Raw genomic sequence first — 25,830 nt, 5'->3', positions numbered from 1 at the left:
GGAAAGTAAAATTAGGCTTCTTTCTTTTTAATCGGATGTTGTTCCGTTAAAAATCCACCTGTTTGACGCTGCCAAAGGTGCGCATAGATACCATTTTTTTGAATCAGCTCTTCATGTGTCCCTTGTTCTGCAATACGACCTTCATCAAGCACAATCAAGCGATCCATTTGAGCAATAGTTGAAAGACGGTGAGCAATCGCAATCACCGTTTTATCTTGCATTAAGTCATCAAGGCTGGATTGAATTGCAGCTTCAACTTCTGAGTCTAGGGCACTGGTGGCTTCATCTAAAATTAAGATTGGTGCATCTTTCAAGAACACACGAGCAATGGCGATACGCTGGCGTTGGCCACCTGAAAGTTTCACTCCACGCTCACCAACATAAGCTTCATAACCTGATTTACCACGTAAGTCAGTCAGCTGAGGAATAAACTCTTCGGCTTTGGCTTTACGTACAGCAGCATACATTTCTTCATCACTGGCATTGGGACGGCCATATTTGATATTTTCTGCGACACTACGGTGTAGCAGGGAGGTATCTTGAGTCACTAAGGCAATATTACGACGTAAACTGTCTTGGGTGACATCTTCAATATTCTGTCCATCAATTAAAATTTCACCCTGTTTCAATTGATAAAAATGCAGTAATAGTTGAATCAGTGTTGATTTCCCTGCACCAGAGCGACCCACGATCCCAATTTTTTCACCAGCTCGGATGCGTAGGTTTAAATTGTCGATGACATTTTTACTGTTGTACGCGAAAGTGACGTCTTTAAATTCAATCACGCCTTGTTTAACCTCAAGGTCTTTGGCATCAGGTTTGTCTTGAATGGTGATCGAACGACCGAGAGTTTTCATGCCATCTTGAATAGTGCCGACACTTTCAAAAAGTGCTGAGGTTTGCCACATGATAAATTCAGCAATACTGCTCAATTTTAAAATCATAGCTGTTGCAGCAGCAATAACACCGAGTTCAACTCGCCCATTCATCCATAACCAAACTGCGGTGCCCAGTACACCCACGTAAAGCACTATGTTTAAAAACAGGATGCTGATTTCATATTTGGCACCTAAACGCATTTGTTTATAAACGGTGACCATGAACTCTTGCATCGAGGCTTTGGCATATAAGCTTTCGCGTCCTGCATGGGCAAAAAGCTTTACTGTTTGAATATTGGTATAGGCATCGGTAACGCGGCCAGTCATTACAGCTCGGGCATCAGCCTGTTCATTTGAAACTTTGCTCAAACGTGGAATGAAGTAATACGCTGCACAGATAAACAACGCCAACCAGACCAGTAAAGGCAATATTAGGAGCGGGGAAATAGCGGCAAGGACCAGATTGACCGTGACAAAATAAATCAACACATAAGCCAACATGTCACCCAAAATAACCCAAAACTCACGTATTGCCAGTGCAGTTTGCATGACTTTTGCGGAGAGTCGTCCTGCAAAATCATTGTGGAAAAAGTCGAGACTTTGCTTCAGCAGTAAATTATGAAAACGCCAGCGCAGACGCATGGGAAAAGTGCTAAATAATATTTGATGTTTAATAACCGACTGTAAACTGGCAAATAAAATATTGGCCAATAAAATACAGAATAACAGGACTAAATTTGAACCATGTTCTGCTAAAAATGTTTCTGGCTGGCTTTTACTGAGCCAGTTTACTAAGTCACCAATTTTGGCATAAAACAAAGCTTCAAAGCTGGCAGCCCCAGCCGTGAATAAAACCAAGATCAGCAAATAGCCACGCACACCTTTAGCGGCCTGCCATACAAACGGAAAGAACGTGGTCGGTAAAGGTTGGTTTAAACCTTCTTCTGGATAGGGGTCAACACGTTTTTCAAACCATTTGAACATGAATAAAACCTTCTAAAAATAAGTCATTTATGAGGTAATGACTTGTTTTATAAATAAGTAGAATTTGAAAATTTTAGCATGAAAAGACCTCAGTGGTCTGTGTAAATTGAGAGAGACTAAACGTTGCTGTAGTAGTATTGATAGCAAGAAATGTAGATGAATAGATATAAAAGCCTGATATAGAGAAGAGTGATAAAAGGGAATCCAATCGAATGAATCCCCCAAGATGCTTAAAGTATTAGTTTGCTTGAGCTTCTGATGTCGCAACCGCATCAGATGCAGCAGCTTCTGAAGCAGGTGCTGCATTTTCAGTTGCAACAGCAGCTTGAGTGGTTTCTACAACTTGAGTTTCTGCTGCAAAAGAAGATGTCGCTGCTACAGCTAAAAGGGCAGCACACAAAGATTTATTTAAAGTATTCATTTTAGAAAGTCTTACAAAGTGAAAAGGAGTGGCTAATTTAATGAAGAGAAAAGGTTGGTATTGTGATATTGCAGTATATTTCATGTAAATAATCACATAATTAACTTACATAATACACAACGTAAATAACACAGTTATTGAAAAACTAATGTTATGTATTTCCAGAATCTTTATTCTAGAGTTGGTGATTTAGAACATATGTTGAAACGCTTATTCTGCGTTTTTAAGACCTTGGAATGCCAAAACTAGAGTAGTTTTAGCATACCAAAGTGAAAAAATTACGGGTTTGACATTGCGATTTGCATGTCATATCCCGATGGTGCTTGGTAAATTTTGAGACCAAATTCGGGAAGAATGGCAATCAAATGATCGAAAATATCCGATTGAATCGCTTCATAATCTTTCCATGCAATTTGATTGCTAAATGCATAAATTTCTAGTGGCAAGCCTTTTTCAGTCGGTTGTAACTGACGTACGATTAAAGACTGATGTTTTGAAATGTTCGGATGCTGATTAAGGTACAGCTCAACATACGCACGGAAGGTCCCAATATTGGTTAAACGTCGCTGATTACAAGGAGATGTATTGCTCAATTTCTGATTAAACTCAACCAGCTCTGTACTTTTGTGATCCAGATATTGGTCTAATAATAAGAACTCTTTAAGTTTGCTTTGTTCTGCTTCAGACATAAAGTGAACGCTACTTTGATCAATATAAAGTGAGCGTTTGATACGACGTACGCCTGCCTGTGACATACCACGCCAGTTTTTAAAAGTATCAGTGACCAATTTGTTGGTTGGAATCGTGGTAAAGGTTTTATCAAAGTTTTGTACGGTGATGGTATGTAATGACATATCAATGACATCACCATCTGCATTGAGGGATGGCATTTCAATCCAATCTCCAATACGCACCATGTCATAGGATGAAATCTGAACAGAAGCCACCAAAGACAAAATGGTGTTTTGGAAGACCAACATCAGCACTGCTGCCATAGCACCGAAGCCCGCTAGCAAGGTGAAGACATCTTTTTTCAGGAAGGTGCCTAAGATCATCAAACCACAAACGATGAAAATAATCAGTTTGATCAGCTGTAGATAGCCTTTGATGGGTTTATTTCTAGACTTCGGATTGCGTTGATAAACTAAATTGAAGATATTCAGTAATTCACCAATCGCGAGCGCAATGGTTAAGAAAATAAAGGCCTGTGCCGCCATTTGGACAAAGCTGACCATTTTCGCAGACAGGTGAGGAACGGTGACGATACCATTCATAATGACGATTGCTGGGACAATGTTCGCAATTCGACGAATCACGCTATGCTGCGACATGATGTCGTGATTGGCAAATTTTAGCTTAGTGATGAGATGCCGAATGCCGCGAACGACAACATGCTTGGCAATAATATACGCCAGTATAGCCACTAGAATGAGTATGCAGAACCCTGTCAGCATTTCGATCCAAGGATACTGATCCGACCAATCTTTTAAACTCTGTATAAAATGAAAATTATCCAAAATGCGATCTTCTTTTGATTAAAACACTGTAAATAGTGTAATCAGCTATATGAATTAAGCAAATTGTGTCACTAAGTTTATACATGTTATCAACGACTTGTTTATTTACTCTCGTAGATTCGGTTTTTAAATCGATATTTGAATGTCATGAAGTATAAATTGTTGATGGTCGGGATGTGTCAGGTCAGTGGAATGGTAAATTAGTTTTATAATGAACTAGGAAAAAAGAAGCTTCCAATATGGAAGCTTCTGATGGTTCAAATTACCACATGAGATCATCAGGGATCACGTACGCAGCGTATGGATCTTCCTCATCGGTGACTGCTTCATTTTTCTCTGAAGTATTTACGATAATAAAGCCTTCAAGTTTGGCATTAATACGATCAGCTAAAGCTTTAGGTAAGAAGGCATAACTTTCATGATCACGTGCAATCACGAGGCTACCAGCAACCAAGGCATTATAAATTTGTTGATTGATATATTGTTTTTTGATTTTGCCATCGTCAATAAACTGATAAGCCACGTCACCGTCGGTATCCCGGATTTTATGCTGCGTGATCATTTGAATGATCGTCGCTTTGAGCTCTTTTTCTTGCAATATCGCTTTCTTCTCAAGTTCAATGGCTTGATCTTTGGCCTGTTTTTGCTGTTTGTCTTGTGCAATTTTTGCCTTGATCTCAGCTTCACTGCTTTGACCTGTTCTTTGCTCATGCACTGCTTGTTTAGAAAGTTTTTTGGCCTTTTTGTTGTCAACTAAACCGGCTTTGAGTAACTGAGCCTGTAATGCATTTTTTACCATAGCGAATTCCACAACTGCGTTTAAAAACGACGATAACGAAAGTAAATGATCCAATATACAACACTAAGGATCAAGCTTAATGCTGTTGGAACTAAAAAAGAATTGAGTTTTAAATAGGGATACATCCAACTTGCACAGAGTCCACCGATCAAAAAGCCACTTAAAATCAAAAGATGTAAAACTACGCGCCGACGCTCAACCACGAGTCCGCGCAATCGATAACCAAGCGCTAGGCCGAGGTCGGTAAGGACACCCGATAAATGTGTAGTGCGAATGATAGTGCCTTTATAATGGCTCACCATGGCATTTTGCACACCCATTGCGACGCAGGCCCAGAGTAAAGCATAGCGTGGAAAATAAGGCAGAAAGAACCAACACAGAAAAATAAAAAAAGCCACTAACGTGAGTGGTACGCCATAGCGGCGTCCCAATCGAAAGTGACTATTTCCTAAAATTACACCGCTATAAAATGAACCTATGACATAGCAGACAGTTACTAATAGCAAATATAAAATGCTTTCGGGTTGCCAATGTACAAGCGACATCGCCAAAACAGTTACATTACCAGTCATATGGGAAACGGACTGGTGTAAAACAGTCACCAGTCCTAAGACATTAATCATTCCTGCATTGACTGCAAGAAAGAATGCCCCCAGTTGAATCCAAAGTGGTAAGTGTTGAAATGGCATAACTTCAAAAAAGAAATAATATACTGATTCTACAATATATTATTTTGAAGCGCGGTCAACTGCTGCAGTAAATAATACGTCAGTTGATGAGTTCAATGCGGTTTCAGTAGAGTCTTGTAGTACGCTAATCACCATACCAATTGCAACCACTTGCATTGAAATATCAGATGAAATACCAAATAGGCCACACGCAACAGGGATCAACAGCAAAGAACCACCTGCAACACCAGAAGCACCACAAGCTGAAACTGTTGCAAGCACAGATAAAATCATCATGGTGGTAAAGTCAACATTAAGACCTAGTGTATTGACTGCTGCCAGTGTAAGCACCGTAATCGTCACTGAGGCGCCAGCCATGTTAATGGTCGCACCGAGTGGAATAGCTACACTCGCTGTAGATTCAGCCACACCCAAACGTTTTGCAAGATCTAAGTTCACAGGAATGTTCGCAGCAGAACTACGCGTGAAGAAAGCAGTGATACCACTTTCACGTAAACACTGAAATACCAATGGATACGGATTGCTACGTGTTACCACAGCAACCATAAGCGGGTTGATGACTAAGGCAACGAAAGCCATTGTACCGAGTAAGACGGCCAATAAGTGTGCATAGCTTGCTAATGTGCTTAAACCTGTTTCTGCAAAGGTTACCGCCACTAGACCGAAAATACCGATAGGCGCAAAGTTAATCACCAAACGAATCACGCTATTTACTGCGTGTGCAGTATCATTGAGTAAGTCTTTGGTTGAGTCTTTGGCATGACGGAATGCAGCACCCAAGGCCACAGCCCACGCTAAAATACCAATGAAGTTTGCTTCACTAATGGCAGTTACAGGGTTAGCAATAAAGCTCAACAGCAGGTTCTTAAAGATTTCAATCAAGCTACTTGGTGGTTGTAAGTCAGTATTTGCAGGTAAATTTAAGAACAACGTACTTGGGAAAGCGATGCTGACAGCAACTGCTGAAAAAGCAGCCAGTAGCATACCCACGGCATACATGATGATGATAGGACGTAGATTCGCACTATGACCTACTTTAAAATTTGCAATAGAAGCAAGAACCAAGACAAATACAAGTACAGGCGCGACAGATTTTAACGCTTTAATAAATAAGTCGCCTAGCAGGCTCAAATAAGGTGCAACACCCGGGAAAACGAGGGCTACACCAATACCCAAAATAATGGCAATGATAATTCGAGTAACTAGACTCATTCGCGCTAAAACAGAAAACATAGAGGCGCCTTGTTGAAATTACGAGGACAAAATACGGATTTTAAGTGCGCCATTTTATACCTAATTTGCTAACTGACTGAAAAATATTTAAATATAAAAATTAAGTTATTGTAATTCCAGTTTTTATTATTCATTTTAATTCATTAAAATGACATATTTAATGGATTTTTATCATAAATGCCTGCTTGATATTTCTCACTATATTGAAAAAGTGCAAGCAGCCATTCTTTCTCTTATGAGGTTTTAAGCAGCTGTGGAGAAAGGGTCTGAATGGCTTGATAATGGGTTAAAAAGACATTCCCACTCAAATGTTTCAATAGTTTTGAGCTTTGCAGCCGATCCATCACAGGACCTTTAACTTCGGACAAATGCAGTTGAATGTTTTGCTTGGCCAATTCTAGATTAATATCTTCCAGCATTTCTAAAGCACTCAAGTCGATACTGCTCACACTGGAGCAATTAATCACCACATGGGCTAACTCAGGTTTTTGGCTCACGGCATTGATCAGCTCGCCTTTGAATATGTTGGCATTTAAGAAGGTTAGGCTTTCATCTATACGCATAGACAGTACTTGTGCCGTCGTCTGAACTTGATGGCGTTCAACATTGCGAAAATGTTGCGTCCCTTCGACCAAGCCAATCACAGCAATATGTGGCCGGCTAATCCGCCAAAGCAACAAAATAAAGGTCGAAACCATGCCAATGATCAGGCCGGTTGAAATATCGATACAGACAACACCAAAAAAGGTAATCCACATCGCGATACCATCTGCTTTGGAATACTTCCATGCTTCGATGAAGGGTTTAAAGTCCACAAGTTTCCATATGGAGACGATAATCGTTGCAGCCAAAATGGCTAAAGGAAGGTCCTGAAAGAAACCGGTAAAGTATAAGCTCACTACAATAATCAACAGCGAAGAGAGCACACCCGCCATAGGGGTCTGAGCGCCTGCATCTGCATTAACGACAGTACGAGAAAGGCTGCCTGTTACAGGAAAGGCCGAACTGAAACCTGCACTGATATTGGCTAACCCCAAAGCAATAAGTTCTTGGTTGCTGTTGAGTTGGCTTCGGTTTTGTAAAGCAGTGGCTTGAGCAATGGAAAGTGATTCAACAAAACTGATCATCGCGATCATAGTTGCACCTGGCAAAAGTTGGAGAACTAAAGTCCAGTTCCAATATGGCATATCGAGTGGAGGCATACCAGATGGAATGATTCCGACGGTTTTGATTCCAAGCGTTTGCAGTTGGAAAAAATAGACCAAGGCAATTGAGGCAACCACTAAAAATAAAGGAATGGTACGCGAAAGTAATACGGTCGATCCGAACCAACCCTTTAAGGTCTTAGTATTCAGCAGCTTTGGTACATAAATTAAAAATGCGATTGCACACAGTCCAAACAGCAGCGTACCTATATGAGTCAAACTGATGTATTGCCAAACACTTACCACAAACTTGGGGATATTATTGGCTTTTAAAGGCAGATCGACAATAAACTTCAACTGACCCAACGCAATCAGCAAAGCAGATGCAATAATGAAACTTTGGATGACGGGGTGACTAATCAGTTGGATGAGGAAACCAAAGCGAAATAAACCCAACAGTAGGGAAATGATACCGACCATTAGGGCTAATAAACATGCCGCTTGTATATAAACTGGTGAACCAACTTCAAACATTGAGCTCAAAGTCGCAAAGGTCATCATCGAAATGATGGCAACAGGGCCAATAGAAAGTGTAGGGCTGCCGCCAACGATGGCATAAATAATCATTGGGATAATGCTGGCATATAGCCCAGTGATTGGTGGTAAGCCTGCCAACATGGCATAGGCCATGCCTTGAGGAACCAACATGGCAATGACGATAAAAGATGCAAGTAAATCTGACTTAAACGTAGGCGTGTCATAGTTCTTGAGCCATTGCCATGCGGGTAGATAATGGCTTAGACGACGATTCCAATCAGACATAAAAAAATCTAAATCACAAATTTAGATATATTATGCATAAAAAATGCTAAGAAGTCTTAGCATTCGTTTTCAGAGCACAGAAAATATAGCAGTGATTTGGTTTAGAGACGTGGTTTTGGGCAGTACAAGCTATACAAAGTATTTAAAACTTCAATCATGCGTTCATCTTTAATGGAGTAATAAATTTGCTTACCATCACGACGCGTATTTACCACATCACTTTTACGTAACATCATTAATTGTTGAGAAAGAGTCGGTTGTTTGATGTCGGTAATTTCTTCAATTTGAGAAACATTAAGTTCTTGTTGCGACAAATGACACAAAATTAATAAACGATCAGTATTGGCTAGAGATTTTAAAATACTCACAACAACTTCAGCAGAGTCGCGCATAGACGTTATTTCAAGTCCTGTGTTCATTTAAAACCTACTCATAAAACAAAACAACTGTGCGCTTAGTATAAAACCAAGCCGTTCATAATGCTGTCTTTTCAAGTCCAATATGCATGGCTTTTAGTGAAATAAAATATTAGCTAAAGTTATATATACTTAATATTTACATCAAAATTAGTTATTCAAAATGTCACTTAAGTTCTCGATATTTATATAATTTAAGCCGATTTTTTAAATCAAAAAACTCATTCTTTATGATTATTTATAATAAGCTTTGAATATTTTATCATATAGATACTATTAAAATCTTAATTACAGATTTTTTTAAAAATATCATTATAAATTTAAAAAATACAAACATTTATTAAAAGGCATAATTATTGCTAGATAATATTTTTGACCAAAAAGTAAACATTGAGATGAATGTACAAATTTTTCTATCCCATATAGAAGATGCTGATTATGTGGTTTTGTCGTCGGGTTTAGGTGGACATGCGCAGTTTTGGCAGCCACAAATTCAAGACCTACAAACCAAATTTCATGTCCTAACTTACGATCAAGAAGGTTGCCATGAAAGCAGTACATTATTAAAACCAGATTATTGCATACGCGATTTGGGGCAGCAGCTTTTGCTGATTTTAAAGCAACAACATATTCGACGCTTTCATTTTATCGGTCATGCACTAGGTGGTTTTATTGGTGCGGAGTTAGCCTACTTGTGTCAATCGACCGAGTATCAGATGTTGTCAATCACGATTTTAAATGGTTGGGACACGTTAGATGCGCATACCTATAAATGCTTTGAAACCCGAATTAACCTTTTAACATGCACTGGCACTGAGGCTTATGTCAAAGCACAGGCTTTGTTTTTATATCCACCAGCTTGGATTTCAGCAAATATAGAAAGTATTCAAAAACAAGAACAGTTGCAAATTCAAAACTTTCCACCGCATGAAAATGTATTGCGACGGCTAAGTGCTTTAATGGACTTTGAACTGAGCGAGGAGATACGAGCCACTTTACAGAATATACCGATGCATTTGATTGCAAACCAAGATGATTTCCTTGTGCCTTACCAACGCTCACAAAACCTAAAACGGTTGTTTCCGCATGCACAGTTGACTCTTTTAAAGCAGGGCGCTCATGCAGCGACTGTAACCGAAACAGTACTGATGAATAAGGAAATGTTGGCTTTTTTAACAGTACAGGAAAGTTTAGTTTAGATTATCGATTGTTTAATTTGGCTTTATAAAGTGAAGGTGTATAGGTTTTGAAATCTATACACCTTTTTTATTTAGGCTAAAAATATAAAAACTCTAGTTTGGATCATTTACCGCACAATCATTGATCACTCCTCACAGAGATAGTGCATAAAATAAAAACTAATTTTACTTTTTGGTAAAAAATAAAATTAAGTAAAAATATTTAACATGTTGAAAAATAATAATAAATAATAGTTGGCATGGCTTGTGCAAATGTATTTTTATCAAACTAAAGGTCAAAAGTTTTGCTGTATTTAGCCTTTGATGTTCTGCAAATAATGAAATAAGTGTAGAGGATGAACAAGATGAAAATAGGTGTATTTTGTCCAATTGGAAATAATGGCTGGCTGCTTTCGGAAACCGCGCCACAGTACATGCCTTCATTTGAGCTAAACAAAAAAATTGTTCAACGTGCTGAGCATTATGGTTTTGACTTTGCTTTGTCGATGATCAAACTGCGTGGCTTTGGCGGGAAAACAGAGTTTTGGGATCATAACCTAGAAACATTTACCTTGATGGCTGGGCTCGCTGCGGTGACCAGTAAAATCCAAATCTATGCAACAGCTGCGACGTTAGTGATGCCGCCTGCAATTGTGGCACGTATGGCATCAACCATTGATTCCATTTCAAATGGTCGTTTTGGTTTAAATGTCGTGACAGGCTGGCAAGCACCCGAATATACGCAGATGGGGATGTGGCCAGGAGATGAATATTTTGCACAGCGCTATGAATATCTTTCCGAATATGTAGAAATTTTGCGTGAACTCTGGGCGACAGGTCGTTCAGATTTTAAAGGAGAGCATTTTACTATGCAGGACTGCCGTGTGAGTCCACGTCCGCAAGCAGACATGAAAATTATTTGTGCGGGCCAGTCGGATACAGGGCTTGAGTTTTCTGCCAAATATGCCGATTACAACTTTGTTTTCGGTAAAGGGCTGAATACACCGACAGCCTATGCAGAAATCAATGAGCGCTTAAAACAGCAAACCGATAAAACAGGGCGTGATGTACAAATCTATGTGCTGTTTATGGTGATTGCTGCAGAAACAGATGAAGAGGCGCATGCGAAATGGCAAACATATAACGCTGGTGCGGATATGGAGGCGATTAATTGGCTGATGAACCAAGGGGGTAAAGATACCAAATCTGGAACAGATACCAATATTCGCCAAATGGCATCTTCGGTTTCGCCTGTGAATATCAATATGGGAACGTTAGTCGGTTCGTTTGAACATGTTGCGCAAATGTTGGATGAAATTGGTGAAATTCAGGGGACTGAAGGTATTTTGCTTACCTTTGATGACTTTGTACAAGGGGTCGAAGACTTTGGTCAGCGTATACAACCTTTGATGAAATGCCGTGAACATATCGTGGTTGAAGCGGATGCACCACGCGTTGTTTTGGAGAAAAGTGCATGAATGAATCTATAGTCTGTGCAGAATTTACAAAACAAAGTCTGCACGCAAAAACATTAAAAGCAGAACCTGAACAGATTGCCTTAGCACCTGAACACACGGCATTGATTGTGATTGATATGCAAAATGCCTATACCTCAGTAGGTGGCTATTTGGACTTGGCTGGGTTTGATGTATCTAAAACCAAACCTGTGGTTGAAAACATTCAAAAAGCCATTACTGCTGCACATACAGCTGGCATTCAGGTGATTTACTTTAAAAATGGTTGGGATGATCAGTACCGCGAAGCAGGAGGGAGTGATTCACCAAACTTCCATAAGTCGAATGCTTTAAAAACCATGCGCAAAAATCCAGAGCTACAGGGAAAACTACTGGCAAAAGGTGGTTGGGATTTTGAGTTGATTGATGCACTCAAGCCTGAACCACAAGATTTAGTCATAGAAAAGCCTCGCTATAGTGGATTCTTTAATACTGCGTTGGACAGTATGTTGCGGGTGCGTGGAATCCGAAATTTAGTTTTTGTCGGTATTGCGACCAATGTCTGTGTCGAGTCGACTTTAAGGGATGGTTTTTTCTTGGAGTATTTTGGGGTCGCTCTTAAGGATGCGTGCTATCAAGCTGGGCCTATCGAGGCGCAAGAAGCAAGTCTCTATAACATCAAAACCTTTTTTGGTTGGGTGTCTGATACACAAAGTTTTGTGAACACCTTTCAAACTTCAAGCAGTCAAACACTGGTAAAAACAGCATAAGTCATACATACGAAAGATAGAGGAAACCTCATGCCTAAAGAAATTATTGTGCCTGAAGGCACAGCGAAACCACTTGCACCATTTGTACCTGCAACTAAGGCTGACAATATCGTCTATGTATCAGGCACCTTGGCCTTTGATGAACACAACAACGTTGTTCACGTTGGTGATGCAGCAGCACAGACTAGACATATTTTAGAAACCATTAAACGAGTCCTTGCAACCGCAGGTGGCACAATGGATGACGTCACTTTTAATCATGTTTTTGTGAAAGATTGGGCCGATTATGGCGCGATTAATGCTGTATATGCCGAGTATTTTCCAAACGATAAACCTGCACGCTATTGCGTACAGACTGGACTGGTCAAGCCAGAGGCTTTGGTTGAAATCGCTTCGGTTGCACATGTGGCTTAAGTGGAATAATCAAATTTTAATGCCCTGATATACGATTTTTTTAGGGCATGGAGAATACGATGAATGCAAAACTGATGAATCAAGATCAAGTTGAAACCTTGCTGAATCATAAAGCACCAGAGGCAATGGGTGAGGCAATGTTGGATCAACACACATTTCGTCAAGGTATGGCGAATCTAGGAGCTGCTGTCAATGTGATTACAACAGATGGGGGGGCGGGTCAGGCAGGCTTTACTGCATCGGCAGTATGCAGTGTGACCGATACACCGCCAACGTTGTTGGTGTGTTTAAACCGTTCAGCCTCTGTGTTTGAGACATTTAAAAGCAATCAAGTGTTATGTGTAAACACGTTGTCGAGTCAGCAACAACATTTATCTAATTTGTTTGGGGGGAAAACCCCAATACCTGAACGTTTTGCTCAAGGAACATGGTCCACACTTTTGACCAATGCACCAGTATTGGAGGATGCCTTAGTGAGCTTTGATTGTGAAGTGGTACAGACTATGTCTGTAGGCAGTCACGATGTGTTGTTTTGTCAAGTCAAAGCCATGAAGCAAAGTTATGGACTAAATGCGCTGATGTATTTTAACCGTGGTTACTGTGAGCCATTACCAATGTGCTAATTCAAAAATTCCTACTTTTACAAGGAGGGGAAACCCATGCAAACAAAAGAATCGTGGTTTCCAAAATTTAAGCCTTATCAAGGCGATTTAGATACAACGCCTGTGCAAACAGATGAATACTTGCCCGCAGGAAAAAGCATTATTTTGGGGTTGCAACATGCTTTTGCCATGTTCGGCGCAACCGTACTTGCCCCATTGTTGATGGGCTTTGATCCGAATCTAACGATCTTCATTACAGGCATTGGTACGATACTCTTCTTCCTCATGACCGGTGGACGTATGCCAAGTTATTTGGGGTCCAGCTTTGCCTTCATTGGAGTAGTGGTCGCTGTTACGGGTTATACAGGTGTTGGAGCAAACCCAAATCTTTCTTTAGCACTGGGTGGAACCATTGCGTGTGGAGTGTTGTACGCGTTAATTGGCTTAATTGTGATACGCACTGGTACAGCATGGATTGAAAAGTTGATGCCACCTATTGTGACAGGCGCCATTGTGATGATTATTGGGCTACACCTCGCACCAGTTGCGATCAAAAGTGTGTCAGCCAATCAGTTTGACTCTTGGATGGCGTTAATCACGATTATTTGTATCAGTGTCATTGCGGTATTTACCAAAGGTATGGTGCGCCGTTTACTGCTACTTTTAGGCTTGGTTGCATCCTATTTTATTTATTTCTTACTCACCAATGTCATGGGTTTTGGCACTGCAATTGACTTTGCAAAAGTCGGTCAAGCAGCATGGTTTGGTTTGCCAACTTTCCACAGCCCAACCTTTGATGTAAACGCCATGATGTTGATTGCACCCGTTGCGATTATTTTGGTGGCTGAAAACTTAGGACATTTCAAAGCTGTGTCGGCGATGACGGGGAAAAATTTGTCTCCTTATATGGGGCGTGGTTTCTTTGCAGATGGTGTATGTACCACACTGTCTGCTTCAGTTGGTGGCACAGGGATGACCACCTATGCTGAAAACATTGGGGTGATGGCAGTCACTAAAGTTTATTCAACCACAATCTTTGTTTTTGCAGGTGTATTTGCGATCTTACTGGGGCTTTCTCCTAAGTTTGGCGCAGTGATTAGCACAATTCCCATTGCACTCTTGGGTGGTGCATCCATTGTCGTTTTTGGTTTGATTACCGTTGCTGGCGCAAAAATTTGGGTCGATAACAAAATTGATTTCACCAAGAACAGTACTTTAATGATTGGGGCCGTGTGTCTGATTATGGGAACTGGTAATTACAGCTTACAAATAGGGAGTTTTGACCTAGGTGGTATTGGCACCGCAACACTAGCAGCCATTCTTCTTAATCTTTTCTTGAACCGAGGCAGTGAAAAAGAGCAAGTCGTAGAAAAATCAGAAGATCAAATCAATAGCACTATTGCACATAGTTAGGAGTACATTTTGAGTCTGAATATTGCATTTATAGGACTTGGGGCAATGGGCTGGCATATGGCCTCCCATTTGCCAAAACTGGGTTATCCTGTTTGGGTGTGGAATCGCACAGTGGAAAAAGCGTCTTCACATGCGCAAACCTTCGGTACTTTGCAGGTTGAACTTCAACAAGCGATGCAAGCCGATATTATATTTTCATGCTTACCGACCAGTGCAGACGTTGAAGCTTTAATTGCGTTACATCCACCCAAATCAGGAAGTTTATGGGTGGATTGTACCAGTGGCGTGCCTGAATCTGCACAGCGAATTTCCACTGATTTGGCAGGACGTGGAGTGACTTACTTAGATGCACCTGTTTCGGGTCAAACCGTTGGTGCTGAACGCGGTACTTTGACAGTTATGGTGGGTGGTAATATCGCTGGATTTGAAAGGGCAAAACCTATTATTCAGGCATTTGCGGGGCTGATTGAATATGTAGGGGAAAGTGGTACAGGCTTTGCGGTCAAAGCGGTAAATAATACGCTTATGGCAACGCATTTATGGGCACTGTCTGAAGGCATGTCTATTTTGAAGCATCAAGGCGTTGACTTGGCTAGAGCATTGAGTTGTATCAATCACTCCAGTGGTAAAAGTACCATGTCTGAAACGGTGATGGCGCAAAAAGTTTTGAGCCGCACTTTTCAAAAAACATTTGCTTTAAACCTGTTGCAAAAAGACATTGGTATTGCGATGGATCTTGCTGAAGAAGGACAGATGAAAACACCTGTTTTTCAAGTGACACAGGAACTGTTCTTAAAAACAGAGCGAGAACAGGCTGCACAAGTAGACTTTAGCGCAGCAGTTACACAGTTAGAAAAGTGGAATAGTGTAAGGCTCGTTTAAGCTGGTCGCGCGGGAGAAAAGCATGGGAAAACGCATGCTTTTTCTGTTTAAGTGATTTATTTATCAAATAAAAACATAAGCCCGACCAAATGTCAGTTTGCATTTAAAAATCAGGGTATGATAATGAGTGGATCATTAAAAACAACATAGGAAACATTGGTATGAGTACTGACTCAGCTTTTCCAACGCCTAATAATTTAGGGATAGCGGTTTATAGTAATAATGCAGAAGCGATTGGTAACACACCATTGGTTCGTATTAACCGAATTATACAAAGTCCAGCCACCGTTTTAGCCAAAGTTGAAAGCCGTAACCCTGCATTTTCAGTAAAATGTCGTATTGGGGCTGCGCTGATTGCGGATGCGGAAGCACGCGGTGTGCTGAAAGCGGGAATGCACATTGTCGAACCAACCAGTGGCAATACAGGCATTGCTTTGGCATTTGTTGCTGCTGCAAAAGGTTATGCGTTAACCCTGACTATGCCATCAAGCATGAGTATCGAACGTCGTAAAGTGATGAAAGCTTTGGGTGCGAACTTGGTTCTCACCGACCCTGCAAAAGGGATGCGCGGTGCGGTAGAAGAAGCACAGCGTTTGTTGGATGAAAATCCAGACACTTATTTTTTGCCACAACAGTTTGAAAACCCAGCAAACCCAGCTATTCATGAAGCAACCACTGGTCCAGAAATTTGGGAAGCAACAGGCGGTAAAGTTGATATTTTAGTTGCAGGTGTAGGGACGGGCGGTACGATCTCAGGGATTTCAAGTTATTTTGAAAATGTAAAAAAACAAGCCTTGTATTCAGTTGCGGTAGAACCTGCTGAATCGCCGATTATTGGTCAAACCAAACGTGGCGAAACTTTAACGCCTGGACCACATAAGATTCAGGGCATTGGCGCTAACTTTATTCCTAAAAACTTAGACCTTGACTTGGTCGATGAAGTGATGCCAATTGATGCTGCAACAGCAATTGATTGGGCGCGTAAAACAGCAAGCCAAGAAGGTATTTTGGTAGGTATTTCAGGTGGTGCCGCGATGGCAGCAGCAGCTGAACTTGCAGCACGCCCTGAAAATGCAGGTAAAACTATTGTGGTGATTTTACCTGACGGTGGTGAACGTTATTTATCTTCAGTTTTGTTTGAAGATATTTCCGTAGACTAATTTTCTGGATGAAAAAAAGCTAAACATAAAATGTTTAGCTTTTTTTATGCCGTTTAGAAACTTAAAGTGCTGCGTGTGAAATTTTATCAGGTGTCATGAGGGCTTGGTTTACATACAGTTTAATCAGACGCTCGCGAGAACCGATTGATTTTTGATAATGCGTTGAATTGAGTAACAATGACGCACCATAGGTCACTGTCCATACATAAGATAAATAATCACGAATGGACATTGCACTGTCTAAAGACTTTAAATAGTCAGAGGTCATGTCTTTAATTTCGATAATACGTTGTTCACGTATTTGATAGAGCTTCTCAAAAAGTTCTTTGAGTTTACGTTCATTATTGGTTAAACGTTCTTCAATAACGTGCAGTAAAATCGTACGGTTCGAGTACAACATATTATAAAGCATGTATTCGGAAACATACGTTTTAATATCATTGTTATGCTTTTGAGAAATCTCTAGCAGGCGAGTTTCATTCAAGATAATCAGCTCTAAATAAAGTTGATTTTTACTTTTGAAATGCTTGTAGATCGTACCCTTCGCAATATCGAGTTCCGTTGCTAATTCGCTTAAGGTGATGTCTTGATTATTGTCTAATAATAAAGTCTCAGCCATGGCTAAAATTTTCTCTTTGCGTAATAGAAAATTTTGTTGGCGTACTGAAGTCATTGGCTTATTCCAGTGTATTCCATGAGAACTATAGAGAGGCTATTGAACTTGGTTGAAAATGAAAATGCAACTAAGGTCTTGGATATTACTACAATCGTTTTAAAAATATCCACTTGTTCAACAATAGAAATAAATTCAGGAACATTTTCGCATTTCGTTGTCAATAAATTTGATCTCTAGAGATCAAATTTGGGCCATTGCATTCCTTTTTCGTGATTTTTACACTATTGTCAGTATAGCCACTGTGTTCTTAGAGACGAGAACCTTTAGTGCTCAAGCCTCGAATGCAGTGCGGGTTGATAAATGAATCATTTATCATATGGATAGATGTCTTATTATTCATGTGTGTTTATTTTAATGTCTTTATAGATGACTCGCTTTGAGACGGTAGCACTATGAAAAACATTAAAATAAGATCTGAAACAATTAACCCCTTTGTAATATGAAAAAATAGATAGGGAATGTCTTTAAGCCTTTTAATTGGGCTTAAAGCAAGTAAACCGCGAAAAAGGATGAAATAGAAAATGATTGTTATTGTAGACGGTGTACGTACAGCAATGGGTGGTTTTCAAGGTTCACTGTCGAGCTGTACCGCGCCTGAACTTGGTGCGGTGACAATTAAAGAAGTGTTAAACCGTTCTGGCTTACAACCGACCGATGTGGATGAAGTGATCTTTGGTTGTGTACTTCCAGCAGGTTTAAAACAAGGCCCTGCACGTCAAGCAATGCGTATGGCGGGTCTACCTGACTCAACGGGTGCAACAACCATCAATAAAATTTGTGGCTCTGGTATGAAAGCCGTCATGCAGGCGGCTGATGCGATTAAAGCGGGTTCAGCTGAGATTGTGGTGGCCGGTGGTATGGAATCAATGTCAAATGCGCCGTACTTACTTGAAAAAGCACGCGCGGGCTACCGTATGGGACATGGTAAAACCACCGATCACATGTTCCAAGAAGGTTTAGAGGATGCTGAAACAGGTCTGTCAATGGGTGTACTTGCTCAAGAAATGGCAGATAAAAAAGGCTATACCCGTGAGCAGCAAGATCAGTATGCCCTTGGTTCTTTAAATAAAGCTGTTGCTGCGATTCAAGGTGGTTTCTTTAAAGATGAAATCGTGCCTGTGACGGTGAGTAGCCGCAAAGGCGATGTTGTGGTTGATCAAGATGAACAGCCGCTCAATGCCAAAGTTGATAAAATTCCAACTTTACGTCCGGCATTTAAAAAAGACGGTACGATTACTGCGGCAAATTCGAGTTCTATTTCGGATGGTGCTTCGGCATTGGTTGTAACTTCATCCGAAGTTGCTGACGCACGTGGTCTTAAGCCATTGGCAAAAGTTGTGGCTTATGCAAGTAATTCCCAGCATCCATCTGAGTTCACCATTGCCCCTGTAGGTGCCATTGAGAAAGTTTTAGCCAAAGCAGGCTGGTCTGCGAGTGATGTAGATCTGTGGGAAGTCAATGAAGCATTTGCGATGGTCACAATGCTTGCAATTGATGGATTTGATTTAGATCCAGCAAAAGTCAATGTGAATGGTGGCGCTTGTGCACTTGGTCATCCATTGGGTTCATCTGGTTCACGTATTATCGTGACTTTACTGCATGCTTTGAAACGTACTGGTGGGAAAAAAGGCGTAGCTGCTTTATGTATCGGTGGTGGTGAGGCGACTGCTATTGCTGTCGAGCTGCTGGACTAAAGCTGTAATATCCTTAGCTATGCCTGTGAAGAAAATATTTTAAATAGCTATAATTCGGCATAGTTGATTTCATCAAAGGTTCGATTGATTCGGACCTTTTTTGTTATGTAAAATACATGCAGATCATGCGACATAACTTTTCAGGGAAAGCATCGATTGTTCAGTACAGCTAATGGTATAATTAATGTTCTTTTATTGCTGAAATGTCTGATATTAGACCTAGATGCCTGTAAAAGTAAGTTTTGAGCATTGGGGCATCGCTATAATGGGTAGATGATGGATCGTCTACCATCACATACATATAAGGAACATTTTTTTCGTGTTTGAACTGGACTGTAAATTACTCAGTATCTTTTTTTACGTTTATAAGTTTAAAAGTGTGTCACTGGCGGCTGATCATTTAGAAATGAGTCAACCGACGGTGAGTAACATTCTGAATAAAATTCGCCAACATTATAATGATCCGCTATTTTTGCGGATTGGCAATGAAATGGTGCCAACTGAGCTGTCTAAACAGTTATTTCCATTGGTCAGTGAGGCTTTAAACAAGGTTGAAATCATCAATAACTTCACGATTGATTTTGACCAAGCGACTTCACAGCAACAGTTTAGTTTGGCCATGACCGATGTTTCGCATTTGGTGTTATTGCCGAAAATTTCGCAATACTTAAAGAAACATGCGCCGCATATTCGTTTGAATATCCGTCCGATCACCTCTGAAACCAGTTATCAAATGGCAAATGGTGAGATTGATTTGGCGCTGGGTTTTTTACCTCAATTGGAAAATGGCTTTTATCAACAGCAACTGTTCGAGCAGTATTATGTGGTGATTGCTGCCAAAGATCATCCGCGTTTGACAGGTGACAGTATCAGCACAGCGCAGTACTTAGCTGAGTCACATATCGATATTGATGCAGGCATGGGACATTACCATATTGAAAACGAACTGCTCAATTTAGAACTAAAACGTGACATTTTAATGCGTTTACCGAGCTATTTAGGCGTCGGCTTGGTGGTACAAGAAACAGACGCGATTGCGACAGTTCCGTATTATTTGAGTGAAGTGCTGCTTTCACGTGGCAATTTAAAAATCTTTAATGCACCAATTGCCTTCCCAAGTTATGGGGTGAAACAGTATTGGCATATGTCTTGTCATCACAAAACCAGTCACCAGTGGCTGCGTCACATGTTCCATGAAATTTTAATGAAGTAATTCTTAAAATTTGATGCTTTTTAGTGCGCATAGCGAAAATATGCGTGCTTGAAATCTAAAGTGCCCATTTATTGCTCATAAATAGTATTACGAAGTTTAAAAATCGTAATACTAAATTGGCACAGCCTTTGCATCGTCTAATCTGAAAGAGTGATCTAGGGTTCCGATACATATCTATTTTATGTATGTCTGCGACCGAGAGTTCACGGTTCGAAAGAGCTACACGGAGGGATAAAAGCCCGGGAGGTAAACAGTTACGATTTAGGCAGAGGCGCATGAGCACAATAACTTATCACGACGATAACGCACTATGGACTGAACTTTTACCGGGTGGGCACCACTGGTCTGGGCGTATTCAACGCGGCACTGTTTTACAGTTTAAGGCCTTGGGAGCACAAGCTAACGTTTCTCTTTTCTGTGTCAACAGCGAAGACAAGCACGAACGTTTTAATATGCCAGATAGCCTAAAGGCACAACATACGGCATTTCTAAGTACAGGGCATGTGTTGTATTCAGACTTAGGTCGGGTTATGGCTTCAATTGTTCAAGACGATCATGGTTGGAATGATGCCTTATGTGGTCCGAGTCGCACAGAACAAATTCAAAAACAATTCGGCACTCAAACTTTCCAAGATGCACGAAATGAGATGTATCGAAGTGGACGCGACAGCCTATTACTTGAAATGACCAAGTATTCATTAGGTCAAGCCGACCTGTCAGCTACGGTCAACCTATTCTCTAAAGTTCGCCCTGATGATGCAGGCAACTTATCTTATATCGATACTGACAATACCCACCAAATCATTGAACTGCGTTTTGAGATGGACTGTCTGGTGTTCTTATCTGCCGCGCCACATGGTTTAAGCCAAGCAGCAAAGTATCAGCCAGCCGATATTCAAATGCGCTTATTCAAAGCCTCCGCTTTAGCAACACACGATATTTGTCGTGATTCATGCCCACAAAACCAACGCGGTTTTCAAAACAACGCACGTTATTACGCATTTGATGCTGCTTAAGCTCGAGGAGAATACGCATGACCAGTTTACAAGCATTTGATCTAACCATTTTAAATGAAGTCTGTCCAGCGGGTGAGGCATGGATGTGTGAAGTCCAGAAAGGGCAATATTTCCGCATTATTGACCTCGAAGGCAACCAAGCAGTCGATACTTTATTGATTTCTGCAAGCAATCCTGAAGAACGTTACAGCGCAACCGATACTCTAGCCATTAATCAGCAGATTTATCTAGAAAAAGGCACAGCTCTATATACCAACTATGGCAACAAAATCGCCACGATCCATGATGATAACTGTGGTCGCCATGACACCTTGGGCGGTGCTTGTTCATGTGAAAGTAACACCGTACGTTATGCACACGACACATTTCCGATGCACAGTTGCCGTAATAACTTTATGACAGCTTTAGCTTTGCACCCAATCGCGAAAAAGCATGGACTAAATGTTCGTCATATTGGGCCGAATATTAACTTCTTTATGAATGTACCCGTGAGCAGTGATGGGCATCTCAAGTTTGACGATGGAATATCGGCGCCGGGTAAATATGTTGAAATTCAAGCAGAGATGGATCTCATCGTGCTGATTTCTAACTGCCCACAACTGAACAACCCCTGTAATGCCTATAACCCGACTAAAATTCAACTGATTGTACGTGAAGGCAAGGAGTAATCTGCATGTTTAAAAAAGTTCTCATTGCCAACCGTGGTGCAATAGCCTGCCGAGTAATTCGTACATTAAAGAAGTTAGGCATTCAGTCGGTTGCGGTTTATTCAGAAGCAGACCGTGATTCCTTGCATGTGACTTTGGCTGATGAAGCGGTATTTATTGGTGATAGCCCAGCCAGTCAAAGTTATTTAAATATTGAAAAAATCTTACAGGTCGCGAAAGAAGCAGGTGCTGAAGCTATTCATCCGGGCTATGGTTTCCTGTCTGAAAATGCGGAGTTTTGTGATTTGTGTGAGTCACAGGGCATTGTGTTTTTAGGGCCAAATTCTGCACAAATGCGTAGTTTTGGCTTAAAGCATACTGCGCGTGAACTAGCCATTCAGGCGAACGTTCCATTGTTACCGGGTAGCCAACTTTTAGCAGATGAAGCGGAAGCACTGGTGGAGGCGAATCGTATAGGCTATCCCGTGATGCTGAAAAGTACCGCAGGTGGTGGCGGTATTGGTATGCGTTTGGTGTGGAATGAAGCAGAGCTTAAAGATGCTTATGCAACGGTATCTTATTTGGCACAAGCTAACTTTAAAGATGCAGGCTTGTATTTAGAAAAGTTTGTGGAAAATGCGCGTCATATTGAAGTCCAAATTTTTGGTGATGGCCAAGGTTTGGTTTTGGCTTTGGGAGAGCGGGACTGTTCAGTACAGCGCCGTAACCAGAAAGTAATCGAGGAGACCCCGGCACCGCATTTAAATAATGAACAACGTGCTTATATTCAAGGTGTTGCGGTTCAACTGATGCAGTCAGTGAATTACCGTTCGGCAGGTACGGTTGAATTTGTGATGGATACTGACACCCAGCAATTCTATTTCTTAGAGGTGAATACACGTCTACAAGTTGAACATGGCGTGACTGAACAAGTGTTTGGTGTAGACCTTGTGGAATGGATGGTCACTTTAGGTAGCGGTGACTGGACTGCACCAACAGATACACTTGCACCTAAAGGCCATTCGATCCAAGTCCGTTTATACGCTGAAGATCCAATTAAGAACTTTCAACCCAGTGCTGGCTTACTGACCTATGTCGACTTTGACCCGCAGGCCCGCAATGAAACATGGGTGGAAACAGGTTCAAATGTATCTTCCTTTTATGATCCAATGATTGCCAAAATCATTGTGACTCACGAAAACCGTGAAAGTGCAATTCAGGCCATGAGCGATACTTTGGCAAAAACCTCAGTGGCAGGAATTGAAACCAATCTTGAGTATTTACAAAATATTATTGACTGTGAAGTGTTTAAAGCAGGGACACAGACTACACGTTTCTTAAATACTTTTGAGTGGAAAACCCAAAAAGTTGAGGTATTACAGTCCGGTATTCAAACGTCAATACAAGACGTCAATGGTCGTTTGGGGTACTGGGATGTTGGAGTGCCACCATCAGGTGCGATTGATCCACTATCGTTAAATGTTGCTAATCAACTATTGGGAAATCCATTTAATACCGCAGGGCTCGAATGTACATTACAAGGCCCAACTTTAAAATTCCATTGTGACAGCCAAATCGTGATTACGGGTGGCGACATGCTTGCGACATTGGATGGTGTCGACGTTGCCATGTGGCAGACCCTTAATGTTAAAAAAGGGCAAATTCTTAAAACAGGTAAAATCACCACAGGTTGTCGCAGTTATATTGGTATTAAAGGTGGGTTGAGTGTACCTGCCTATTTAGGCTCGCAAGCGACTTTTACTTTAGGTCAGTTTGGTGGTCATGCAGGACGCAATTTACTCATTGGAGATATGTTGCCCATTACGGCTTACACCTCGGCAGAAACTGTTGCACTCAGTGCAGCACAGGTACCGAGCTTTAGCCACACTTGGAACATTGCAGTGATGTATGGACCACATGGTGCGCCAGATTTTTTCACCAAACGCGATATTGAGCGCTTCTTTGAGCAAGAATTTGAAATTCACTTTAACTCAAGTCGTACAGGCATTCGTTTAGTCGGTGAAAAACCTGAATGGGCACGTACCGATGGTGGTGAGGCAGGACTACATCCTTCGAATATTCATGATAATGCTTATGCCATTGGCGCGATTGACTTCACTGGAGATATGCCAATTATTTTAGGACCCGATGGTCCAAGCTTGGGCGGTTTCGTTTGCCCAGCGGTGGTGGTTAGCTCAGAACTATGGAAAATTGGTCAGCTTAAAGCGGGCGATAAAGTTAAATTTATCCCAATTTCTTATGATCAAGCACAAGTATTAAATCAAAAATATAGTGCAGCATTAACAGCGGATACGGCTGAAAATGTAGAATTTTCTCCAAGCTTTCATGCTGAAATGGAGACCTTATCAGATGCCGTTTTAGCGACATTAAAAGGTGAGGGCGCTGCACCCGATGTAAGCTATCGTCCAGCAGGTAATAGTTATCTGTTGGTTGAATATGGAGAGTTGGTTTTAGATCTCAATTTACGCTTCCGTATTCATGCTTTAATGCAATGGGTTAAAGACCAAAGTATCGAAGGGATTATAGACTTAACACCGGGTATTCGTTCACTGCAAATTCATTTTGATTCATTAGTGCTAGATCAAAAACATTTATTGTGCCTTTTACAACAAGCAGAAAGTGAATTGCCTGATGTGACCGCAATGGAAGTCCCGTCGCGCACAGTCTATTTGCCTTTGGCTTGGGAGGATTCTCAAACTCAGTTAGCGACTGAACGTTATATGCAAACAGTCCGTCCAGATGCGCCGTGGTGTCCTGACAATATTGAGTTTATTCGTCGTATCAATGGTCTAGACTCAAAGCAAGCAGTGAAGGATATCGTATTCAGCACCAATTATTTGGTGATGGGTTTGGGGGATGTGTACTTGGGTGCACCTGTGGCAACGCCGCTGGACCCACGTCATCGTTTAGTGACCACCAAATATAATCCTGCACGTACATGGACGCCTGAAAATGCAGTCGGCATCGGTGGGGCATATATATGTGTCTATGGCATGGAAGGCCCGGGCGGTTATCAGTTTGTTGGACGTACAACACAAATGTGGAGTCGTTACCGCAAAAATCCTGACTTTGAACAAGGAAAACCATGGCTACTGCGCTTCTTTGATCAAATTAAATTTTATGAAGTGTCTGAAACAGAACTGATGCAAATGCGGGAAGACTTTAAAGCGGGACGCTTAAAGCTTCGTGTAGAAGATGGGGTTTTAAATCTAAAAGAATATAATGACTTCCTCATTGAAAATGCGGCATCCATTTCAAGTTTTAAAGCGGTACAGCAAGCGAACTTTGAAGATGAACGCCGTCGTTGGCATGAGGCAGGTTTGGCTGAACATGTTTCTGAAAGTCTAGATACGGTGTTAGATGACAGTGAAATTCAAATTCCTGAAGGTGGTTGTGCAGTAGAGTCGCATATGCCGGGTTCTATTTGGAAAATTGAATGTACCTCTGGAGACATTGTGGAACAAGGGGCAACTTTGGCCGTGATTGAAGCCATGAAAATTGAAATTCCCATTATTGCACCTGAGCGGATGAAGGTTGAAACCATTACCATTGAAAAAGGGCAAACGGTAAAAACAGGTCAGGTGCTGTTTACACTTGCACCTGTAGCCTAAATTCAAAGATCACGACATACAAAAAAGACTGCTTAAGCGGTCTTTTTTTCGATTCTGAAAGGAGGATTTATCTAGTGCTGACAATAAATCGTTTTGTTAAATTAAGATTGCAACCCATAACAAAAAATAGATTGTTATGAAATGGTTATAAAATGATGTTTTGAATCAAAATATG

General features: G+C 41.0%; 22 protein-coding genes and 1 riboswitch. Of the genes, 13 read left to right on the top strand and 9 right to left on the bottom strand.

Features of this window, described 5'->3' with window-relative positions:
• Positions 1-11 precede the first annotated feature (11 nt).
• The 8 genes from AC4MDD_RS08910 to AC4MDD_RS08875 all read right to left on the bottom strand — a co-directional run bounded on the left by AC4MDD_RS08910 (position 12) and on the right by AC4MDD_RS08875 (position 8,907).
• A complete protein-coding gene (locus tag AC4MDD_RS08910) occupies positions 12-1,862 on the bottom strand; it encodes an ABC transporter ATP-binding protein (protein WP_491881430.1) in 1,851 nt (616 codons plus the stop codon).
• A 238-nt stretch (positions 1,863-2,100) separates the two neighbouring features.
• On the bottom strand, positions 2,101-2,367 hold the full coding sequence (locus tag AC4MDD_RS08905) for a hypothetical protein (protein WP_039889627.1): 267 nt from the start codon (positions 2,365-2,367) through the stop codon (positions 2,101-2,103).
• 194 nt (positions 2,368-2,561) lie between these two features.
• Complete coding sequence (locus AC4MDD_RS08900; RefSeq protein WP_491881429.1) at positions 2,562-3,800, bottom strand: mechanosensitive ion channel family protein; 1,239 nt, start codon at positions 3,798-3,800, stop codon at positions 2,562-2,564.
• A gap of 262 nt (positions 3,801-4,062) precedes the next feature.
• A complete protein-coding gene (locus AC4MDD_RS08895) occupies positions 4,063-4,599 on the bottom strand; it encodes a DUF2058 domain-containing protein (protein WP_005399509.1) in 537 nt (178 codons plus the stop codon).
• A 20-nt stretch (positions 4,600-4,619) separates the two neighbouring features.
• Positions 4,620-5,288 (bottom strand): YoaK family protein, encoded by a 669-nt coding sequence (locus AC4MDD_RS08890; protein ID WP_491881428.1) that lies wholly within the window; start codon positions 5,286-5,288, stop codon positions 4,620-4,622.
• Positions 5,289-5,327: 39 nt separating this feature from the next.
• Positions 5,328-6,521, bottom strand: coding sequence for a serine/threonine transporter SstT (gene sstT / locus AC4MDD_RS08885; protein WP_004979798.1), 1,194 nt, complete (start codon positions 6,519-6,521; stop codon positions 5,328-5,330).
• Positions 6,522-6,754: 233 nt separating this feature from the next.
• Complete coding sequence (locus AC4MDD_RS08880; RefSeq protein ID WP_491881427.1) at positions 6,755-8,488, bottom strand: SulP family inorganic anion transporter; 1,734 nt, start codon at positions 8,486-8,488, stop codon at positions 6,755-6,757.
• Between the two features lie 101 nt (positions 8,489-8,589).
• A complete protein-coding gene (locus AC4MDD_RS08875; protein ID WP_004693230.1) occupies positions 8,590-8,907 on the bottom strand; it encodes an ArsR/SmtB family transcription factor in 318 nt (105 codons plus the stop codon).
• Between the two features lie 392 nt (positions 8,908-9,299).
• Here AC4MDD_RS08875 and rutD point away from each other — a divergent pair, with 392 nt between their 5' ends.
• From rutD to cysK, 8 genes are all read left to right on the top strand, one after another.
• Complete coding sequence (rutD, locus tag AC4MDD_RS08870) at positions 9,300-10,103, top strand: pyrimidine utilization protein D (RefSeq protein WP_491881426.1); 804 nt, start codon at positions 9,300-9,302, stop codon at positions 10,101-10,103.
• Positions 10,104-10,447: 344 nt separating this feature from the next.
• A complete protein-coding gene (gene rutA, locus AC4MDD_RS08865) occupies positions 10,448-11,560 on the top strand; it encodes a pyrimidine utilization protein A (protein WP_491881425.1) in 1,113 nt (370 codons plus the stop codon).
• Complete coding sequence (gene rutB / locus AC4MDD_RS08860; RefSeq protein ID WP_491881424.1) at positions 11,557-12,306, top strand: pyrimidine utilization protein B; 750 nt, start codon at positions 11,557-11,559, stop codon at positions 12,304-12,306. Before rutA ends, rutB begins: the two co-directional genes overlap by 4 nt.
• A gap of 30 nt (positions 12,307-12,336) precedes the next feature.
• Positions 12,337-12,720, top strand: coding sequence for a pyrimidine utilization protein C (rutC, locus tag AC4MDD_RS08855; protein WP_004979782.1), 384 nt, complete (start codon positions 12,337-12,339; stop codon positions 12,718-12,720).
• Positions 12,721-12,845: 125 nt separating this feature from the next.
• A complete protein-coding gene (gene rutF, locus AC4MDD_RS08850) occupies positions 12,846-13,343 on the top strand; it encodes an NADH-dependent FMN reductase RutF (protein WP_491882607.1) in 498 nt (165 codons plus the stop codon).
• Between the two features lie 36 nt (positions 13,344-13,379).
• Positions 13,380-14,735 carry a pyrimidine utilization transport protein G gene (gene rutG / locus AC4MDD_RS08845; protein ID WP_491882587.1) on the top strand — a complete coding sequence of 452 codons (1,356 nt, stop codon included), beginning with the start codon at positions 13,380-13,382 and terminating at the stop codon, positions 14,733-14,735.
• A gap of 45 nt (positions 14,736-14,780) precedes the next feature.
• Entirely contained in the window at positions 14,781-15,617 is an 837-nt protein-coding gene (locus AC4MDD_RS08840) for an NAD(P)-dependent oxidoreductase (protein ID WP_039889624.1), read from the top strand.
• A 161-nt stretch (positions 15,618-15,778) separates the two neighbouring features.
• The gene (cysK, locus tag AC4MDD_RS08835; protein WP_491882586.1) at positions 15,779-16,777 is read left to right on the top strand and encodes a cysteine synthase A; all 999 of its coding nucleotides are present in this window, start codon (positions 15,779-15,781) and stop codon (positions 16,775-16,777) included.
• A 61-nt stretch (positions 16,778-16,838) separates the two neighbouring features.
• Here cysK and AC4MDD_RS08830 read toward each other — a convergent pair whose 3' ends face one another.
• A complete protein-coding gene (locus AC4MDD_RS08830) occupies positions 16,839-17,450 on the bottom strand; it encodes a TetR/AcrR family transcriptional regulator (protein ID WP_491882585.1) in 612 nt (203 codons plus the stop codon).
• 524 nt (positions 17,451-17,974) lie between these two features.
• On the opposite strand from AC4MDD_RS08830, the gene AC4MDD_RS08825 reads away from it, so the two are divergent.
• The 5 genes from AC4MDD_RS08825 to uca all read left to right on the top strand — a co-directional run bounded on the left by AC4MDD_RS08825 (position 17,975) and on the right by uca (position 25,655).
• On the top strand, positions 17,975-19,147 hold the full coding sequence (locus AC4MDD_RS08825) for a thiolase family protein (RefSeq protein WP_491882584.1): 1,173 nt from the start codon (positions 17,975-17,977) through the stop codon (positions 19,145-19,147).
• Positions 19,148-19,466: 319 nt separating this feature from the next.
• A complete protein-coding gene (locus AC4MDD_RS08820; RefSeq protein ID WP_004979763.1) occupies positions 19,467-20,360 on the top strand; it encodes a LysR family transcriptional regulator in 894 nt (297 codons plus the stop codon).
• Positions 20,361-20,504: 144 nt separating this feature from the next.
• A riboswitch (guanidine-I (ykkC/yxkD leader) is annotated at positions 20,505-20,608 on the top strand.
• A 27-nt stretch (positions 20,609-20,635) separates the two neighbouring features.
• Positions 20,636-21,376, top strand: coding sequence for an urea amidolyase associated protein UAAP1 (locus AC4MDD_RS08815; RefSeq protein WP_491882583.1), 741 nt, complete (start codon positions 20,636-20,638; stop codon positions 21,374-21,376).
• A gap of 17 nt (positions 21,377-21,393) precedes the next feature.
• Positions 21,394-22,044: an urea amidolyase associated protein UAAP2 gene (locus AC4MDD_RS08810; protein WP_148826080.1), complete on the top strand. Its 651-nt coding sequence runs from the start codon at positions 21,394-21,396 to the stop codon at positions 22,042-22,044.
• Between the two features lie 5 nt (positions 22,045-22,049).
• Positions 22,050-25,655 (top strand): urea carboxylase, encoded by a 3,606-nt coding sequence (gene uca / locus AC4MDD_RS08805; protein ID WP_491882582.1) that lies wholly within the window; start codon positions 22,050-22,052, stop codon positions 25,653-25,655.
• Positions 25,656-25,830: the final 175 nt, after the last annotated feature.

Source organism: Acinetobacter sp. CAU_H_29a_1, assembly GCF_058599505.1.
The sequence above is the reverse complement of the archived record's forward strand: the minus strand, read 5'-3'. Positions and strand labels throughout refer to the sequence as shown.